The following is a 16,662-nucleotide window of genomic DNA, read 5'->3' on the forward strand; positions in this document are numbered from 1 at the left end:
TGTGATGAATTTCGTTTTTTCCTGAGTCTCGATCCCCCTAAATCTCCCTTAAGAAGGGGGACTTTGAAAGATTCTGATTCTTCCCTTAACAAGGCGAACTTTGCTCGCTTCCGGTTCCCCCTTTCTTAAGGGGGGCTAGGGGGGATCTAGAGCCCATCGTCACATCCAAAATCTAAACTCGATCGCCCTACGGATTATTTCGCGATTTACCTGACTTATTTCCCGACTAATGGGAGTCAGCGCCAGATTTTTTATCCCCTGATGTGTCTGACTTATCACCTTTACTAGACTCAGAATTATCTCGATCGTCCTCTGCATCTTTAATCCGAATCTTGCTACCATCAACCAGATTAGCTTGTCCGTCGGTGACAACATCATCACCAGCATCCACACCTTTTTTGATGACACTTAATCCGCCGATCGTATTTCCCACAACTACAGGCACATTGTCTACTGTATCGTCGTCTTGGGCGACAAATACAAACTGTCCGTTCGGCCCGGTTTGTACTGCTTGGGAGGGAACTACAATTGCATTTGGCTGTTGAGATAATGTTAAGGTAGTATTGACAAATTGACCGGGAAATAGTTTCCCATCGGCGTTATTAAAATCGCCAATCAGTTGAATAGAGCCTGTGGAATTATCAACCGTGTTGTTGACAAATGACAAGGTTCCTGATATTGGGCGATTGTTGCCGGCAAAGGTGACCTCAACTTTTAGCTTGCCATTTTCTACGTATTTTTGGATGTCTGGAAGGTTGGATTCGGGAACAGAAAAGGCAACTTGAATAGGATTGATTTTCGAGATTGTGACTAAGGGTTTGTCTGTGCTTGGTTGCACTACATTGCCTTCTGTGACTAGGATATTGCCGGCGCGTCCGTCGATCGGCGCAAACACTTTAGTATAGGATGATTGCACCTGAGCGTTTTGCAAACTACCGCCGTCGGCGCTGACACTAGCTTGAGCACCCTCGATCGCCGATCGATCGCCATCAACAACAGCCCGAGCATTGTCAATCCCCACTAAATCGCTCTTCACCGCCGTCTGAGCGTTCTCAATTCCCACCAAATCGCTCTTCACCGCAGTTTCAGCATTTGCGATCGCCACGGAGTCACCGTTGACGACAGCCTCCGTATTTGTGATGCCAATGCGATCGCTCTTTACCGCCGTTTCTGCATTGGCGATCGCCTGTTTGTCAAGCTCCACCGTTGCCGCCGCAGCTCGACTGCTGGTAGCGTATTGTTGCGCTTGATCTTGACTAATTACTCCTTGTTTGTAGAGCTCTGCGTAACGTTGACTTTGAGCTTCGGCATACTCGGCTTGCGCTCGATCTTTTGCTAAAGTTGCGATCGCCTGCTTAACCGCACCTAAGTCTTTTTCCAAAGTCATTTTCGCCTGTTCAACAACTCCCTTATCTTTCGCCAGAGTCATTTTGGCTTGTTCGACAACACCCCGATCTTTTTGCAGAGTCGCTTTAGCTTGTTCGACAATTCCTCTATCTTTATCCAAAGTCGCCCTAGCTTGTTCGACAATTCCCTGATCTTTAGCAAGATTAGCCGTCGCTTGTTGCACCTGGGCCCGGTCTTTTGCTACGATACCCTGAGCTTGTTGGATCGAAGCATTTTGAGAGCGATCGTCGATCGAGAAAAGCAACTGTCCTTTCTTAACTTCTTGCCCTTTCTTAAAATAAACTCTCGTCACCCGCCCGCTAGCCTGTGCAGTCACCGAAACAGTAGCACCAGATTGCACAGTACCGATCGCCTGTAACTGAATCGGTACAGTTTTTTTAGTCGCCGTCGCCACCAGAACCGGAGTTATTTGCATTTTACCACCGCGACGACTCGCTTTTTCCGGTTTAGGGGCGATCGCCCGTTGCCAAACCAAAAATCCCAAACCACCAAGCAACAACAACCCCAGCAAAAACATCGCAATTCGCCCTTTCGCCAGCACCTTTTGAGGCTTCGGTTCTTTTGCTAAAATATTATTTGTAGGCTCGCTTTCCGGCAAACTTGGAGATTCCAGAGCCACTTCAGGAACAGTGTCATTCGGAATTTTATCAACAATTTCCAAATTCTGCGTCGGTTCCTCGTTCAGCTTCAAATTTTCATCAGAAACTTTAGGGCGAGTGCCATTTCGACTGTCACTAATAATTTCTTCTATCATCACAAACCTCTTAACAATAGCCCTCATCTCATGTCCCGTCGATGAGCGCAAAAAAACGTTTGGCAGGGCGGAATTTAGTGCACTGTTGAAGTTCGTAGTGCGCTCAATCCACCGGACACAATATCACTCTTCATAGCAGTTATTAGATTTTCAGTAGAATTCCCTTTGGTATCTTGAATTTATCTGAGTAAATCGGTCTTGATCTGCCTCGATAGGCGGTTAACCTATTACTCAAACATTTATGAAATTCAAGTTTATTATAGGGTGCGTCAGACCCAAAAGTTAGCAATTACTGAAAACATTAAACCCCTGACACACCATACAAAAACTGAAAACGAACAAAACTTGTTCTTAGATCATTTACTTAGCTTTAGCTCCAGACTGCCCATTTTGCGAGCGAGGATAAGCAGCCTGGAGAATCCCCTTAACTTGGGTTTTTTGCTCAGCACTGAGGTTTAGCTCGTTAAGAGCTTTCCGCATTTTTTCGCCTCCCTTGATTTTGGAGTCCAACTGTTTCACCTGCTCGGGAGTTAGCACCGCTTCGACTTGTTTGCGAAGTTCGTCGCGTTTCTGGGCGCGTTGAGCAGGAGAAAGCTTCGGTTGTCCTGAAGTTGCTGCATTTGCCGCCACCGCGTTAGATTTGGTGACATTAGAAGCGTTGGATGGCATACAACCAGACAAACTACCTACCAAGATGGTGCCGGCGAGGATAAATGCTGCTGCGATGGTATTTCTTTTCATGATTGACTTTCTGTAAATTAATCTTCACCTACAAATCTTAGAAGCTTAAACCAGCCAGCGCATCACGCAATACTCCTAATCTAACCAGTCAAAAAGCACATAGCACTTGTGACTTTTTTCCTAGTCCCAAACCCCAAAATCAGCCACAAAGGCTCTAACGCAATCGATCGCACCTTCGCTAAGCTGTTATAGCAAAAGGGGGAATGGGAGAGGGGGAGAGTGAGAGAGGGGGAGAGTGGGAGAGTGGGAGAGGGGGAGAATTGCCCAATTACCAATTACCAATTATCAATTACCAATTCCTTCAACATCCATCCATGACATCCGGTGACGAACTTCCTTCACCATAGGGGGAATAATATGTTTTTTGACTCCAAAATACCATCTATAATTAAATCATTGCGATTGCTTGAATCGCTTCAGATATTGATGGGAAAAAGTTCTATGATTCGGCTAAACTATCCGTCCTTTCGTTTGTTGCTTTATTTGGAGTGGCTGCTGCTAGCGACGGCCGCAGTGATAGAAATGCTGCATCAGTTTCAGTCGCTGCAGTCGCTAATATGGCGCGTGGGGGCGATCGCACTTTTCGGCATCATCGGGCTGCGTTTACCAACAGTTAACTTACGCAAAAAAGTTTTATTCACCGCCCTCGAATTTGGATTAATTTTCCTACCAATAGTCCAACAAGGATTATCCAGCAGATCGAGCTTTTTGCTGTTTCTCGTTTTGCTGATGCGGAGTTGCCTAATTTTCCGGCAGCCCGGACAGATAGCAGTCTTAAGTTTAGCAATGGTGTCCTATACTTCGCTGCTGTTGTTCAAACCAATTTTACCAGAAAAAGTCATTTCCACAGTTTGGGAATGGCGGTTGAGCAACGTGTTATTATTTGGGTTGACCTTAGTATTTGCCTTGCTATTAATCAATGCCTTAATTGCCGAACGTCAAAGCCGAGAGGAATTAGAAATTGCCCACGATAAACTAGCGGTGACTCACCAGCAACTGCGCCACTACGCACTGCGAATAGAAGATCAAGCAACATTGCAGGAACGCAACCGCATTGCTCGCGACATCCACGACGGATTGGGACACACCCTTGCAGCTCAAACAATTCAGCTCAATAACGCCCTATTGTTCTGGAATTCTGAGGATGAAAAAGCCCTGGGATTTCTGAAACAAGCCAAACAACTCGGTTCAGAAGCATTGTTAGAAATTCGCAAATCTGTTTCTGTATTGCGATCGAATCCTTTGCAGGGATTATCGCTCGAAAGTGCGATTAACAAACTGCTCCAAGACTTTAAGTGCATGACTGGTAGCGAAATTTCTGACTCAATTAACTTACCTGTTAGTTTATCTCAAGAAATGAATATCACGCTTTACCGTATTGTGCAAGAATCGCTGACCAATATTCACAAACACGCCCAAGCAACGCTCGTCATAGTTAAATTGCAGCAACACGCCGGACTGATTCATTTGTCGATTTCTGACAACGGCAAAGGCTTCGATCCGGCCCAGAATACTACAGGATTTGGAATGCAAGGAATGCGAGAACGAGTGGCGGCGCTGAGCGGTCAATTTGCCATTTATAGCGAGTCAGAAAACGGTTGCCGAATTTCAGTTTCTTTGCCTTCTCAAAATATTTAGGGTTGATAAGTTGATAATATGATTAGAATATTGCTAGTAGACGATCAGCATATTATTCGTCAAGGACTCAAAAGTATGTTAGAGTCCAATTCAGATATGCAAGTAATCGGTGAAGCAGAAAACGGACAGCGGGCGATCGCCCAAATCCCAAGTTTAGCACCCGACATCGTATTGATGGACATTCGGATGCCCGTGATGGACGGCGTAGCAGCAACCGAGGCGATCGCCAAATCCTATCCCGACACAAAAGTCCTGGTACTAACCACCTTTGACGACGATGAATATGTCAGCAAAGCAATGCGAATGGGTGCCAAAGGCTACCTACTAAAAGACACCGAACCCGACGAATTAGCCCTAGCAATTCGCGCTGTTTATAAAGGACACACCCAACTAGGCCCCGGATTGTTTGAAAAAGCCCTGATGACACCTGCGGTAACTAATTCTCCGGCGGTTTTGCCACCAGAATTAGAGCAACTCACTCCCCGAGAATTAGAAGTATTGTGTTTAATAGCTTCAGGTGCAAATAACCGAGAAATTGCTCAAACCTTATTTTTGTCAGAAAATACAGTCAAAAACTATGTAACAAATATTTTGAGTAGATTGAATTTGCGCGATCGAACTCAAGCGGCGCTATTAGCTCATTCACTATTTAATCCCAAAATCTCATGAGACCTTATAGTAATGTATGATGGTTTCTATAATTAAAATATTGAAATGCGATGCTTTCCAAACTATTAACTACTGCAATTGTTTTTCTGTCTGCCACCACCCCTGGTTTGGCGATGACTCCCTCAGAATTAGCAACATTTGCAACCAACTATAAATACAATGAAAATGCTCCGGTAGCTTATTCTTATTATGACAAAAGTTGTCAAACTACTGTTTCTGTGCCGCTGGTAAAAACTCTGGATTTAGGTAGTGGAAGAATCGGAGGAATTACTAACAAATATCTGTGTTGGGGAGCTACCTATACTTATTTTGAAATGACTCGCGGCAACTTAGAATCTATTCGAGTCTTTGCGGAAGTAGGTGCAGGCCGATCGACTCGTTATACAAACTGGGGCCCCGTGGCAAATCCTGGGGATGATTTAACTCAGGATCAGCTTATATCTGTAGCAAAAGCGATCGCCAAACATACGCAATAAGCTAGCTTTTTGTACAAATATTCGATCTGTTAACCGCAGATTTCCAGCAGATAAACGCTGATTGACGCAGATAATTGAAAAAAGAGCGATCGCCTGAATGCAATTGTGTTTAATGTGTGCTTAATGACTGCATTTAATACTCTCTAATTTCAGGATGGGTGAATTGATAACCAGCAGCCTTAATCTTTTGATTCGACACCTTCGCATTATAAGGCCGCACGCTAGGACTTCCATCCCAAGTAGCTTTTGGCAGATTGTGACGTTCAAAAATGCGATCGAGCAATTCGCGACTCGACAGCGATACATCCCCAACTAAATTGTAAATTCCCTGCAATCGATTGTCCAAAGCAAAGGTTAATCCCCCAACAACATCATCTCGATGTACCCAATTTGTACCATCTTCCCCCCTACCCGGACGAGTGGTTCCAGCCCAGCCTCCAAAGATTTTAACTAATTCTCGCCCGGGCCCGTAAATGCCACCCAAACGAAGAATGCAGGTGTGAAGATTTGGACTCGATGCTGCTAATAAAATTCGTTCTGTTTCGGCGAGAATTTCACCGTTGGGATTGGCTGGCTCCACGGGCGATTCTTCGTTTACAAGTTTACCTTGTCGATCGCCATACACAGAATAAGTACCCGTATAAATCACCTGCTTGACTGTCGGTACTTGCTGTAAAACTGATACCAAAGTTGTCGCCGTCTCTAAGTAACTTTCTCGATAAGCACTAGCATTTGGAGCGCCGACGCACAGCATAACAGCATCTTGGTCTTGCAGTAAACTGGCGATCGCACTTGCATCATTTCCCTTAACTACAGCTACCCGCTGGGCGACAGCCTCCAATTCACTGACTCGGCTCGCCGTCGTAGTTGTCGCCGTCACGGTACAATCGGGTTTAGCGCGTAAATATTGGGCTGTCGCAGTACCGACATAGCCACAGCCGACGATCGCCACTTTCATCAAAAATTCTCCCTTGTATCATTCCATCTCAAATTATTACCGATTTTGGCGATCGATTAGTCAGTCAGAACGATCGCACCTGAAGCCATCATTACAAACTGGATTAGTTGGGATTTTTCAGTTTTTAAGCGGCTTACCTTCTCGATTCACAATACGGCTTTCACCATCCTTAGCCGTGACATTTTCATAAACTCCTTCATCCCGCTTCACGTACTTGCTGAAACCAGAATTTTTATAATCGGTGTCGGATGTCGGCTTCATCAACCTTGGAGCGCTCAGCAAACGGCGCACCGGAGCATCGGCGGGGGTGTCTCCGGGTTCGCACTTAGCCAACTCGCACAGTTGGCCCCAAGTCGAAACTTCCAGATTCATGCTGTGCGAAACTTCTAACTGCTGGTTGTTTTTTGAACAAAAATAATCGTAGACAGGCATACTAAAAATCTCGTTGGCTACTACTAAAATTATTAATTGCACGGTAACAGCCAGTATTATAGCTCAACATTACTAAATGTTCAAGCCCAAAAAATAAAATTTACTATTTTTAACGGTTGTTGAAACACGAAATCAGCTATATTATTAACCCTGTGCTGTTGCTCCCGGATGCGATCGATACCGAGCCCAAAAGTACCCTACCGTGAAATCGTCTCGCGCGATCGCTCGATCGACGGTTAGCAAATGCCTGCAAGACTTCCCTAAATGCAGTCAAAAGAGCGATCGTCAATTTCAGACTGCACCCAAATAACAAATTCTAGTTTTCAAGTTTATTCATCTACTCACCAGCGAGGATTTACCGATGAGCGATTTCAAAGTTACACCAGAAGTAGAGCTGAACATGGCTCAAATGTTGGAGAGATACCAACTACAAGACGAGACAATTCTGCGGCGTTGGGCAAAACTGCACGGTATCAACAGCACTCGCGGTTTCTTCTATCCCGGTGAAGTAGATTTGATGGATCACGCTCACCACCACATTTATAATTTGGGAATGAGCATTGGTGAATATCAAAGTCTTTTAGACCGCCGCCGCAGCAATTCCGACACATCGGGCGATCGCAATAAAACAGTAGCAACTCAAGTTGCTGACGAAGCATACGATGCCATAGAAATGCTGAAAGAACAGTATTCTGAAGCAGTTGATTTAATGGGAGAACGTATAGCAGATCATTTTATCGACGAACTAGATTTATCAGTGATGCGACACCTTTCTCAAAAAGTTAAAGACCGCCGTGATCTCAACGGTCAAGCTAAAAAACCCAACCGTTTTCTGCAAGTGATTAAAGCCGTGTTGCAACCGAGCAGCGAAAATACGCTTCTAGTTCCCAGAAAAGATGACGACTCTAGTTTAGAACTAGAACAGCATCACCGGCTAGGCTAGCCTGCGAAATTTGCCAGGTGAAACGCTACTTATAGTGGTAGGGTGCGGTGTGCTTCGCCCCTACATAATTAAGTTGTGCCCCAGGAGCAGGAAAGCAATAAATTTGCTGTTTGTTACAACTCTAATTCACCTTTAAATTATCAATTTAAGACTGGAGAGAGATGTATTTTGTGGCAGATATACATAAAATCATAGTTGAATCTCAACCGTCAATCTAACAAAAGGTAGAGAAATGATTAAATCTTGGATGGTAATTGGAGGTGTCGCCTTTGCGGTAGCACTCTTGGCTAACTTGCTCTCGCCCAGCGACATTAAGTGGTTCAACCGCTTGCAGCGTCCGAAATGGCTAGTATTTGAAAAAGCAATTCCCATCATTTGGACAGTAATTTTTATTTGTGCAGCTTGGTCAGCAGTGATTGTTTGGGAAAAAGAACCGGGAACTCAGGAGACTTGGCTGAGAATGGGTTTATACCTGCTTTTAGAAATAGTAACCATATCTTATACGTCTGTGATGTGCAAACTTAAGAGTCTAAAAGTCGGCACAATCATCGGCGGAACGGGCGCTATTTTAAGCGTAATACTAGCTTTAAGCGTGTTGCAAGTTTCGCAGCCTGCGGCCCTGTTATTGCTACCTTACATACTCTGGAGTCCGATCGGCACTTACACGACTTGGGCGATGATGCACCTCAATCCGGCGGATGTTTAGCCTTTCATGGAATTAGTCATTTTAATGGGGTTGCAAGCATCAGGAAAAAGCACCTTTTGCCGCGACTATTTAGCTGCAACGCACGTTTTGGTCAGCAAAGATTTAATGCGAAACAATAGAAATAAATCGCGCCGACAAATTCAATTAATTGAAAATGCACTCCAAGCAGGTCATTCAGTCGCGATTGATAACACCAATCCCGCAGTTCTCGATCGCAGACCGCTGATTGATATCGGTCGCACCTATCATGCCCAAATCATCGGTTACTACTTTGAATCAATAGTCAGCGACTGTTTAGCTAGAAATCAAAAGCGATCGGGCAAATCTCAAGTTCCAGACATAGCAATTTATGCTACTATAAAAAAAATGGTAGTGCCCAGTTACGACGAAGGGTTCGATCGGCTGTTTTCCGTCCGCATAGCAGACAACTTTAACTTAGACATAAAAACCTTGCCAGCAGAGGAAGTTATTCATGGACAATCAGATATTTGAAAAAAAAATGCGGGAGCTAGAATACTTTCACAGCTTGCGTTTATTGCCGGAAACTCACACAGTAATTCGCGCCGACGGCCGCAGTTTTTCAAAATTTACTTCCTCAAGTTTTGATAAGCCTTTCGACTTAAAATTCCACGAATTAATGGTGGAAACCGCCAAAGCGCTCCTGTCAGAACTAGGCGGCATTTACGCTTATACCGAAAGTGACGAAATCTCAGTTTTGTTTCCTCCAGATTGGGATTTATTTGACCGCAGCTGAGAAAAAATTGTCTCTATTTCTGCCAGTATTGCCAGTGCAACTTTCACTTGTGCCGCCCAAACAACAGTCAATTTTGACACCCGCATTTGTTCCGCAGCGAACAAATCGCAAGTAGTAGATTATTTTCTATGGCGCCAAGCAGATGCAGCGCGCTGCGCTTTGAATGGCTGGAGTTATTGGATGCTGCGAAAAAATGGCGAAACGGGTGAAAATGCAACAGTTATATTAGACAAACAATCGGTGGCTTTCAAAAACGAATTGCTGTTTCAAAACGGAATTAATTTTAACGAACTGCCGGCTTGGCAGCGCCGGGGAACGGGATTGTATTGGGAAAAATACGATAAACCAGGTTATAACCCGATCGAACGCAAAGAAGTTGTGACAGTGCGGCGGCGACTCAAAGTCGATGAAGAGCTGCCCGTGAAAGAGGAATACAAAGAATTTATTTACCAATTTTTAAATGTTGGCGATTAACTCGCCAAGGATATCTTGTCAAATCTGGTGGCAATTGATGAATGCTCGGTCGGTTTTAACCGAATGCAAGCTTTGAGATGGGGGTTTAAACCCCCTGCCCAAAGTCTGGCAAGAAGTTAACCTAGGGACTCGGAGACGGGCTCGGAGGCTCGGTTTCCGGTGGCTCGGGAGCCACCGCCGGAGATTCGGCAGGCGGAGGATTCAGGGACTCTTCCCAAACTTTGATTTGCGATCGCGCTTGCTCAAAAGCCCGAGCTCCCGAGGGAATTTTCTTCAAAGTGGCGATCGCCCCAGCCAGATCCGACGACGACTGTTCCACAGCAAGCCCCAAAATCCGCTGGCTCCACTCATCAATCGCCTCACTCGCCTGCCAGCGGAGCGAACTCGACTCTGGTACCTGAAGAGCAAGGGAAATTGCCGTTTCCAAAGCGTCAGCAGTCCCCGGTATGGCTGCCTGACGGGCGCTCTGCAAACCTTGTTCGCCCAAAAATTGAGCCTGCCAAGTCCGAATGTTCGATCGAGCTTCCTCATAAAGCACCCTTCCCGATCGAATCCGGCGGGCCATCTCAATTGCCCCCGCCAAATTGCCGCTTGCTGCTAGCTGCTGAGCTCTATCCAAAAACGGCTGGTCTTGAAGGCGCTGTCTTCTCTCGATCCAAGCTTGAATTTTGGTTTGAGCTTCCCGGTAAAGCGTCCTACCTTGACCGATCCGAGAAGCTTGAGCCACGGCGGCCTCCAGAGAATTCGGATCGCCCGCGCTCGCCAAATCGTTAGCTCTTTGCAGGTACGGACTGTCTTCGAGCAGCTCGATTTGACGGCTCAAGTTAATAATTTGAGTGCGAACTTCCCCGGAACGGGGATTTGATTGGGGGACTGTTTGCAATTGCGCGATCGCAGCCCTCAAATCCTTCACTCCTCCCGGTGCCGCCAGCCTGCTTGCCACATCCAAAGTTTTCACATCAGCAATTTCTTGCTGCCAGCGGCCAACTAAATCAGCAGCTTGTTTGTACAAAGGGCGACCGTCCTTCAACTTTTGAGCAATCTCGATCGCCTTAGACAAACCCTCAACCGAGCCAGTCAAAGCCTGAGCCGTAGCACTCGCCAACTGGTTAAAATCTTCAACTTGTGCTTTTAAATTTGCCGCATCTGGAATCTTGTTAGCGATCGCGACCGCCTCCTGCCAATCGCCCGCCTGCAAGCGTTTTTGGGCGATATCCAGAATTTTTTTGCTAAATTCCGCGATCAACTTATTGGCAGCCTGATACAAATAACTGTTTTGATCGATTCCCTGAGCCAGCTTAATACCCGTCACCAGATTGTCCAGCCCTCCCGCCGACGCTGTATTTCGGGCTTTGATCAGCTTATTGCCTTCAGCCTTTGTCGTGTCAATTGCCTGAGTCAGTTCCTCATACTTCGTCGATTCCCAGAAGGTATTTCCCGTATCCAACAGCAGATTAGCTTGGCGGAAAGCTTGGCCCCACTCTTCCTGACGCAAGTAGGCGACTGCGGCAGCGTAAATTTTCTCTGCATCGTTCCATATCGACTGCCACTGTTGAATCTGCTTTTCCACCGCCGGGTAAGCGGGAACGTTTTGAGGAACCTTGCGGGCGATCGCGATCGCCTCCTCCAGCTTCCCTTCTTGGAATCTAGCATTTCCCAACTTGAGAATATCCTGCGACCACCGATCGATTTGACCGTTAATTCTCGGTCGCAGGGGGTGATCTGACGGCAAAGCATTCACTAATTCGATCGCCCTGAGCAAATCATCCACCGTCCGCTTGCTAGCTGCTTCTTGAGCGCAAAAAAAGCGATCGTTAGCAGAAGCCGTCGGCCAAAAAACCTTCGAGCAATTCGACTCCGCAGTCAAGTTGAGCAAAGACGCAATTGCCACAAACCCCATACCCACCGACAGTATCAAACTCACCGCCAGCCAAAACTGCCAGTTCTTCGACCACCTCCGCCACAAAGGATTATGTTCCTCCGGCTGCCAGTTTTCCCCAGACTCTTTGGGCCGCTGTTCCAGATACCCTCCCGGCTGTTTTCCCGAAGTCACCAACTCACGGATTTCTTTAAGTCGCTCAGCGCGGTTTTTCCTGGCGGGAATTGGCACTAGCGAGGAAGTATCCTTTTTTGACTCGAAGGATTCTGATGCAGACCAATGGTCTGGTGTTTTGCGATCTTGACTCATAAATCTCCGCTCACCACAAACAGCAACCAGCCTGTCTTAATTATTTCAAAACTGCGATCGCTGCTATCTACTGCTCTATAGAATGTATTCATTACTTTTACATACTCCCGTCGGCCCAAGACTGCTTTGGGCCGATCCCCAAACTGCCAAAATTTTAATTTTGCGATTAGGTAATTGATAATGCGTAATTGGCAATTGGTCAAGGCCGTCATCCCTAACTCGCACTCAATAGAGCCAATTACACATTATCGTCTCAAGAACCGGAGTCAGAGCGCAAATCGCCAATCAGTTCAGCCAATTCGTCGCTGTTAGCTTTGTAAACCTCGTTGCAGAAATGGCAAGTAGCCTCAGCCCCGCCATCTTTTTCGATCATGTCTTGGAGTTCCGCTTCGCCCAACATTTTGAGAGCTCCCAAAACTCGCTCGAACGAACAGCCGCAGTGAAAGCGCACCATCTGAGTTTCCGGGAAAATTTCTAGCCCCATATCACCCAGTAACTCTTCGAGAATCTGGTGCAGCGTTTTGCCCGATCGTAACAGTGGCGTAAAGCCCGACAGTGCAGCCACCCTAGATTCTAGAGTTCGCACCAGTTCTTCGTCCGCTGCAGCCTTCGGCAACACCTGCAACAGCACGCCCCCAGACGCTTGCACCCCGCCCGCCCCAACAAACACCCCCAAAACCATAGCCGAAGGAGTCTGCTCCGAGGTTGCCAAATAGTGAGTCAGATCGTCGCCAATTTCGCCGGAAACCAATTCTACCGTACTTGAGTAAGGGAACCCGTATCCAACATCCCGCACCACGTACAAATAGCCCTCACCGATGGCCCCGCCGACATCGAGTTTACCTTTGGCATTGGGCGGCAATTCCACTGTGGGATTGCTCACATAACCTCGAACCGTGCCATCAAGTCCCGCATCAACCAGAAGTCCGCCCAGCGGCCCATCTCCTTTGATGCGAATGTTGACCCTCGATTCGGGGCGCTTCATGCTGGATACGAGTAACAGCCCCGCCGACATCGTGCGTCCGAGGGCGGCTGTAGCCACGTAGGAGAGGTTGTGTCGCCCTCTTGCTTCTTCAGTCAGACGGGTGGTAATGACGCCTACAGCCCGAATTCCGCCATCTGCTGCTTTCGCGCGAATTAATTGATCGGCCATGAAAAACCTTACTTTTCTCTTTTGATACTTCCTTCAACTATTTTAGAAGCTCTTGAAGGTTGTCGCAGCAGGTAGCAGCAGACTCGGCGGGTATGGGAGGGCGATCGAACTTCACAACTCCCGTATTTTTAAAGGTAAAACTTTCATCAATCTACTATTTTTTAACAAATAGTCTGATTAATTATCAAAAATCAAGTTCTGACTGCATAATCTCTATACGTAGGGCGAAGCACACCGCACCGCGAGCCAGATAAGTAGTGTATAAAACCACTCTTTGCCCTGAGTCTTAAAATAAATATTTATTTGAAAAACCCCGAATAACAAGTGCATTTATTTTTCCGCTCCCGCCCGCACTCATTCAAGTTATAATTACTAACAACTAATGACTAATGATTCACCCTTATCTTACCGCACTCATTCAGGTGATAATTACTAACAACTAACAATTAAGGACTAATAACTAATGACTGATGACTAAAGTTTATCTTACCGCTAACCTGGCGATCGCCAAACCTTTACCTTGGTAAGCTAAAGTCAGATTCGTAGGTCTGACACTAATGTTTTTTAGCTGGAAATAACGGATATGCCACCAACATCTAAAGCACTTTTAGCGGAAGTCCAGCATAACACAGGAGCGACTCGAAACTTGCATTTTTATGCCAAAGGCGAAACCATTCCTTTGATGTCTCAAGGACTTTGGCGCGTCTGTCAAGGCTTAGCACAACTGAGCACGCTTTATCCAACCGGGGAAGAAGGACTTTTGGGTTGGGTTGGGCCTTCGATGTGCTTCGGTTTGTGGTTGACAAATTTGCAGACTTACCGAGCTACGGCGACATCTGATGTTTATTTGATTTGGTATTCTATGGTGGAAATCGAAGCTTCTCCTCAATTGGCTCAGGAGTTGCTGCCTCAAATGGTTCGGCGGCTGCGGCAAATGGAATCAATTTTGGCGATCGCCGGACAGCGGCGAGTAGATCACCGTTTGTATCAGCTCCTGCTATTATTGCAACAGGACTTCGGTCAGCCTGTGGTTGAGGGAACTCGTTTGAGCATCCGCTTGACACATCAAGATATTGCTAATGCTATTTGTACGACTCGGGTAACAGTAACTCGAATGCTGGGAAAATTGCAGCAGCAAGGGTTAATCAGTCGAGATGGCGATCGGCATTTAATACTTAACAAAGATGTTTTTGCCTCTACCTCGGATTTGTTTGGCTGCAACCCTCAAGCAGTGTAGCAAGCGACAGGAATTTGCATCTATTTGCATCTACTTGATAATTATTTGTGTTGCTCTTGCTCCCGCTATCTAGAGCCATAGATTTGTAGCCGGAAAAGATATAATTAAGCGGTGCATCTATTTAGGAAGAAATTCAATGGCTAACTCTACTCAAGAAACACCAAAACCAGACAAAAAAGAATTAATTGACATCACAGCTAAACCTCAAGAACAAGAAGAACCGCCAAATAAAGGTGACGGACGGAAATAAATATAGTCTTGGAAGCAAAAACCGGTTTTTTTACCAAGATTGCGGTTTTAAGCAAATATTTTGGTGAAAAAACCCGGTTTCTAGCTACCTGCGCTTCCAGCAAATAATTTGACAAATTACTCGGTTTGTGCATTGCCGTTGGTCGATCGCAACTTCGGCTTTCCAGGCATCTTTCTGCGTCCCTCCAAAGAAACAACATCAGCCTCAGAACTCTCCCTAGCCACCCGAATCAGCAACCCCGACAACAAAAAACTCGCCACCATCGACGAGCCCCCGTAACTAAAAAACGGCAGCGGCAAACCCGTAGTCGGCAAAACCCCCGTCGCCACCCCAATATTCAGCAGCGACTGTCCCACCATCACCACCATCGCCCCAATCGCCACCAACTGACTCTCAATATTCCGGGCCCTCGTCGCCACCCTCAAAGCCACAGTAGTGTAAGCCGCCAACATCAGCAACAGCGAAAAACCTCCCACCAAACCAAACTCCTCAGCAAACACAGCAAAAATAAAATCGCTGTACTGAATCGGCAAATAAAATAACTTTTGCTGCGACATCCCCAAACCAACACCCCAAATCCCCCCAGAACCCACAGCCAGCAGGCTTTGAATCAACTGATAGCCATCCTGCATCGGATCGGCCCAAGGATTGAGAAAAGACATAATCCGGCGGCGCTGATATTCCCGAAAACTAATACTTAAAACCGCCAACATCATGCCCCCCAAAGCCGTTGCGCCCAACTGCAAGTAAGGCAACCCCGCCGCCAAAGCCACCAACCACAAAGTCATCCCGCACAAAGCCGTGGTGCTCAAATTTGGCTGCAACAAAATTCCCAACAGCATTGCGCCGAAAATTAACAGCCAACTAAGGCGAACTTTATTTGTCAACCGGGGCCAGTTGCCGAAAATGCGGGCACTTTGGAGTACAAAAAACGGCTTGATCAATTCCGAAGGTTGAATAATCGGCACCGGGCCCAGAGATATCCAGCGAGTCGCCCCGTTGACGGTGGTTCCCACTCCCGGAATTAAGGTCAACCAGAGCAATCCCAGCAGCAACAAAATGCCTAACTGAGCTGATTTGAGCAGGTAGCGCAGGGGGGAGTAAACCATTAAGTTAAAGCCGGCCAGCCCGATCGCCACTGCGATGAGCTGTCGTTTAAAATAGTAAAGGCCGTCTCCAAATTCTGAATTTGCAATGGGATAGGAAGCCGAAAACAATGCTGTCAGCCCTACAAACAGCCACAAAAAAGTCAGCCACCTGAGCCAGCGGGCCTCAGCGCCCCATTGCGACGCGCTGGGGTCTAAAAATGGAATGAAGCGTCGAATGTCATTAGTCATTAGTGAGTTGTCAGTTGTCAGTTGTCATTAGTTCTTAGTCTAGTTTGCGATCGCACAGACTGTTAGAAACCGGGTTTTTTCACCCAATATTTGCTTCAAACCCTCAATCTAGATGAAAAAACCCGGTTTCTTTTAACTGGTTCCAAGGCAGAGCCTGGGAACCCATATCACTCTTACTCTGCCTCGGCAGAGGATTAAGGAGGCTCTTCCTCACCCATCTGCGTTACTTTCGCTCGAACTGGTAACGACTAGAAAAGTCAACCGCTGGGGGAATGGGCTACGAAGTCAACCGGTGTAGAGTGCACACCCAACAAATTACTACATTCATCCGTCTTCCGTCTTCCGTCTTCCGTCTTCCTTGTTCCGTCTTCCGTCTTCCGTCTTCCTTCTTCCGACGGACTTACATCCGTTACATCCGTTACATCCCGTACATTGCTCGTTGCCGAACTTCCTTGTTCCGTCTTCCTTCTTCCTTGTTCCGTCTTCCTTCTTCCTTGTTCCGTCTTCCTTCTTCCTTGTTCCGTCTTCCTTCTTCCTTGTTCCGT

Annotated in this window: 16 protein-coding genes and 1 pseudogene; 9 read left to right on the forward strand and 8 right to left on the reverse strand. The window is 46.5% G+C overall.

Annotation, left to right across the window (positions count from 1 at the left end; genetic code table 11):
- Window positions 1-226 precede the first annotated feature (226 nt).
- Both QT998_RS17115 and QT998_RS17120 read right to left on the reverse strand, forming a co-directional pair.
- Window positions 227-2,161 (reverse strand): efflux RND transporter periplasmic adaptor subunit, encoded by a 1,935-nt coding sequence (locus tag QT998_RS17115; RefSeq protein WP_333115894.1) that lies wholly within the window; start codon window positions 2,159-2,161, stop codon window positions 227-229.
- Between the two features lie 360 nt (window positions 2,162-2,521).
- Window positions 2,522-2,902, reverse strand: a complete 381-nt coding sequence (locus QT998_RS17120; protein WP_194071190.1) for a hypothetical protein — start codon at window positions 2,900-2,902, stop codon at window positions 2,522-2,524.
- A gap of 441 nt (window positions 2,903-3,343) precedes the next feature.
- On the opposite strand from QT998_RS17120, the gene QT998_RS17125 reads away from it, so the two are divergent.
- From QT998_RS17125 to QT998_RS17135, 3 genes are read left to right on the forward strand one after another with little or no spacing between them, the layout of a single operon-like run.
- The gene (locus QT998_RS17125; RefSeq protein WP_333088666.1) at window positions 3,344-4,540 is read left to right on the forward strand and encodes a sensor histidine kinase; all 1,197 of its coding nucleotides are present in this window, start codon (window positions 3,344-3,346) and stop codon (window positions 4,538-4,540) included.
- An 18-nt stretch (window positions 4,541-4,558) separates the two neighbouring features.
- Window positions 4,559-5,209, forward strand: a complete 651-nt coding sequence (locus tag QT998_RS17130) for a response regulator transcription factor (RefSeq protein WP_333088664.1) — start codon at window positions 4,559-4,561, stop codon at window positions 5,207-5,209.
- A gap of 50 nt (window positions 5,210-5,259) precedes the next feature.
- Window positions 5,260-5,685 (forward strand): hypothetical protein, encoded by a 426-nt coding sequence (locus QT998_RS17135; RefSeq protein ID WP_333088662.1) that lies wholly within the window; start codon window positions 5,260-5,262, stop codon window positions 5,683-5,685.
- Window positions 5,686-5,818: 133 nt separating this feature from the next.
- Here the strand turns inward: QT998_RS17135 and QT998_RS17140 are convergent, their stop codons facing one another.
- Window positions 5,819-6,643 (reverse strand): NAD-dependent epimerase/dehydratase family protein, encoded by an 825-nt coding sequence (locus QT998_RS17140; protein WP_333088661.1) that lies wholly within the window; start codon window positions 6,641-6,643, stop codon window positions 5,819-5,821.
- Window positions 6,644-6,760: 117 nt separating this feature from the next.
- On the reverse strand, window positions 6,761-7,117 hold the full coding sequence (locus QT998_RS17145; protein WP_333088660.1) for a zinc ribbon domain-containing protein: 357 nt from the start codon (window positions 7,115-7,117) through the stop codon (window positions 6,761-6,763).
- Window positions 7,118-7,436: 319 nt separating this feature from the next.
- Here QT998_RS17145 and QT998_RS17150 point away from each other — a divergent pair, with 319 nt between their 5' ends.
- The 5 genes from QT998_RS17150 to QT998_RS17170 all read left to right on the forward strand — a co-directional run bounded on the left by QT998_RS17150 (window position 7,437) and on the right by QT998_RS17170 (window position 9,952).
- Entirely contained in the window at window positions 7,437-8,018 is a 582-nt protein-coding gene (locus tag QT998_RS17150; RefSeq protein WP_333088659.1) for a hypothetical protein, read from the forward strand.
- A gap of 232 nt (window positions 8,019-8,250) precedes the next feature.
- A complete protein-coding gene (locus QT998_RS17155) occupies window positions 8,251-8,724 on the forward strand; it encodes a TspO/MBR family protein (RefSeq protein WP_194070276.1) in 474 nt (157 codons plus the stop codon).
- 6 nt (window positions 8,725-8,730) lie between these two features.
- Complete coding sequence (locus QT998_RS17160) at window positions 8,731-9,216, forward strand: AAA family ATPase (protein WP_333088657.1); 486 nt, start codon at window positions 8,731-8,733, stop codon at window positions 9,214-9,216.
- Window positions 9,197-9,478, forward strand: coding sequence for a tRNA(His) guanylyltransferase Thg1 family protein (locus QT998_RS17165; RefSeq protein WP_333115896.1), 282 nt, complete (start codon window positions 9,197-9,199; stop codon window positions 9,476-9,478). Before QT998_RS17160 ends, QT998_RS17165 begins: the two co-directional genes overlap by 20 nt.
- A gap of 84 nt (window positions 9,479-9,562) precedes the next feature.
- A complete protein-coding gene (locus QT998_RS17170; protein ID WP_333115969.1) occupies window positions 9,563-9,952 on the forward strand; it encodes a hypothetical protein in 390 nt (129 codons plus the stop codon).
- 121 nt (window positions 9,953-10,073) lie between these two features.
- On the opposite strand, the gene QT998_RS17175 is transcribed toward QT998_RS17170, so the two are convergent.
- The gene (locus tag QT998_RS17175; RefSeq protein WP_333088655.1) at window positions 10,074-12,140 is read right to left on the reverse strand and encodes a hypothetical protein; all 2,067 of its coding nucleotides are present in this window, start codon (window positions 12,138-12,140) and stop codon (window positions 10,074-10,076) included.
- A gap of 253 nt (window positions 12,141-12,393) precedes the next feature.
- Complete coding sequence (gene hslO, locus QT998_RS17180) at window positions 12,394-13,293, reverse strand: Hsp33 family molecular chaperone HslO (protein WP_194070284.1); 900 nt, start codon at window positions 13,291-13,293, stop codon at window positions 12,394-12,396.
- Between the two features lie 583 nt (window positions 13,294-13,876).
- On the opposite strand from hslO, the gene QT998_RS17185 reads away from it, so the two are divergent.
- Window positions 13,877-14,530, forward strand: a complete 654-nt coding sequence (locus QT998_RS17185) for a Crp/Fnr family transcriptional regulator (RefSeq protein WP_333115899.1) — start codon at window positions 13,877-13,879, stop codon at window positions 14,528-14,530.
- Between the two features lie 366 nt (window positions 14,531-14,896).
- On the opposite strand, the gene QT998_RS17190 is transcribed toward QT998_RS17185, so the two are convergent.
- Together QT998_RS17190 and QT998_RS17195 are read right to left on the reverse strand one after the other, a co-directional pair.
- Complete coding sequence (locus QT998_RS17190; protein WP_333115901.1) at window positions 14,897-16,117, reverse strand: FtsW/RodA/SpoVE family cell cycle protein; 1,221 nt, start codon at window positions 16,115-16,117, stop codon at window positions 14,897-14,899.
- A gap of 257 nt (window positions 16,118-16,374) precedes the next feature.
- A pseudogene (locus QT998_RS17195) lies at window positions 16,375-16,662 on the reverse strand (hypothetical protein); the annotation flags it as partial.

This window comes from Microcoleus sp. S1D4 (genome assembly GCF_036700765.1).
Lineage (GTDB): Bacteria > Cyanobacteriota > Cyanobacteriia > Cyanobacteriales > Microcoleaceae > Microcoleus.

What these genes read in the sequence shown, in the direction of transcription:
- QT998_RS17115 (WP_333115894.1), bottom strand. Translation starts at nt 2,161, where the DNA reads ATGATAGAAGAAATTATTAGTGACAGTCGAAATGGCACTCGCCCTAAA.
- QT998_RS17120 (WP_194071190.1), bottom strand. Translation starts at nt 2,902, where the DNA reads ATGAAAAGAAATACCATCGCAGCAGCATTTATCCTCGCCGGCACCATC.
- QT998_RS17125 (WP_333088666.1), top strand. Translation starts at nt 3,344, where the DNA reads ATGATTCGGCTAAACTATCCGTCCTTTCGTTTGTTGCTTTATTTGGAG.
- QT998_RS17130 (WP_333088664.1), top strand. Translation starts at nt 4,559, where the DNA reads ATGATTAGAATATTGCTAGTAGACGATCAGCATATTATTCGTCAAGGA.
- QT998_RS17135 (WP_333088662.1), top strand. Translation starts at nt 5,260, where the DNA reads ATGCTTTCCAAACTATTAACTACTGCAATTGTTTTTCTGTCTGCCACC.
- QT998_RS17140 (WP_333088661.1), bottom strand. Translation starts at nt 6,643, where the DNA reads ATGAAAGTGGCGATCGTCGGCTGTGGCTATGTCGGTACTGCGACAGCC.
- QT998_RS17150 (WP_333088659.1), top strand. Translation starts at nt 7,437, where the DNA reads ATGAGCGATTTCAAAGTTACACCAGAAGTAGAGCTGAACATGGCTCAA.
- QT998_RS17155 (WP_194070276.1), top strand. Translation starts at nt 8,251, where the DNA reads ATGATTAAATCTTGGATGGTAATTGGAGGTGTCGCCTTTGCGGTAGCA.
- QT998_RS17160 (WP_333088657.1), top strand. Translation starts at nt 8,731, where the DNA reads ATGGAATTAGTCATTTTAATGGGGTTGCAAGCATCAGGAAAAAGCACC.
- QT998_RS17165 (WP_333115896.1), top strand. Translation starts at nt 9,197, where the DNA reads ATGGACAATCAGATATTTGAAAAAAAAATGCGGGAGCTAGAATACTTT.
- QT998_RS17175 (WP_333088655.1), bottom strand. Translation starts at nt 12,140, where the DNA reads ATGAGTCAAGATCGCAAAACACCAGACCATTGGTCTGCATCAGAATCC.
- hslO (WP_194070284.1), bottom strand. Translation starts at nt 13,293, where the DNA reads ATGGCCGATCAATTAATTCGCGCGAAAGCAGCAGATGGCGGAATTCGG.
- QT998_RS17185 (WP_333115899.1), top strand. Translation starts at nt 13,877, where the DNA reads ATGCCACCAACATCTAAAGCACTTTTAGCGGAAGTCCAGCATAACACA.
- QT998_RS17190 (WP_333115901.1), bottom strand. Translation starts at nt 16,117, where the DNA reads ATGACTAATGACATTCGACGCTTCATTCCATTTTTAGACCCCAGCGCG.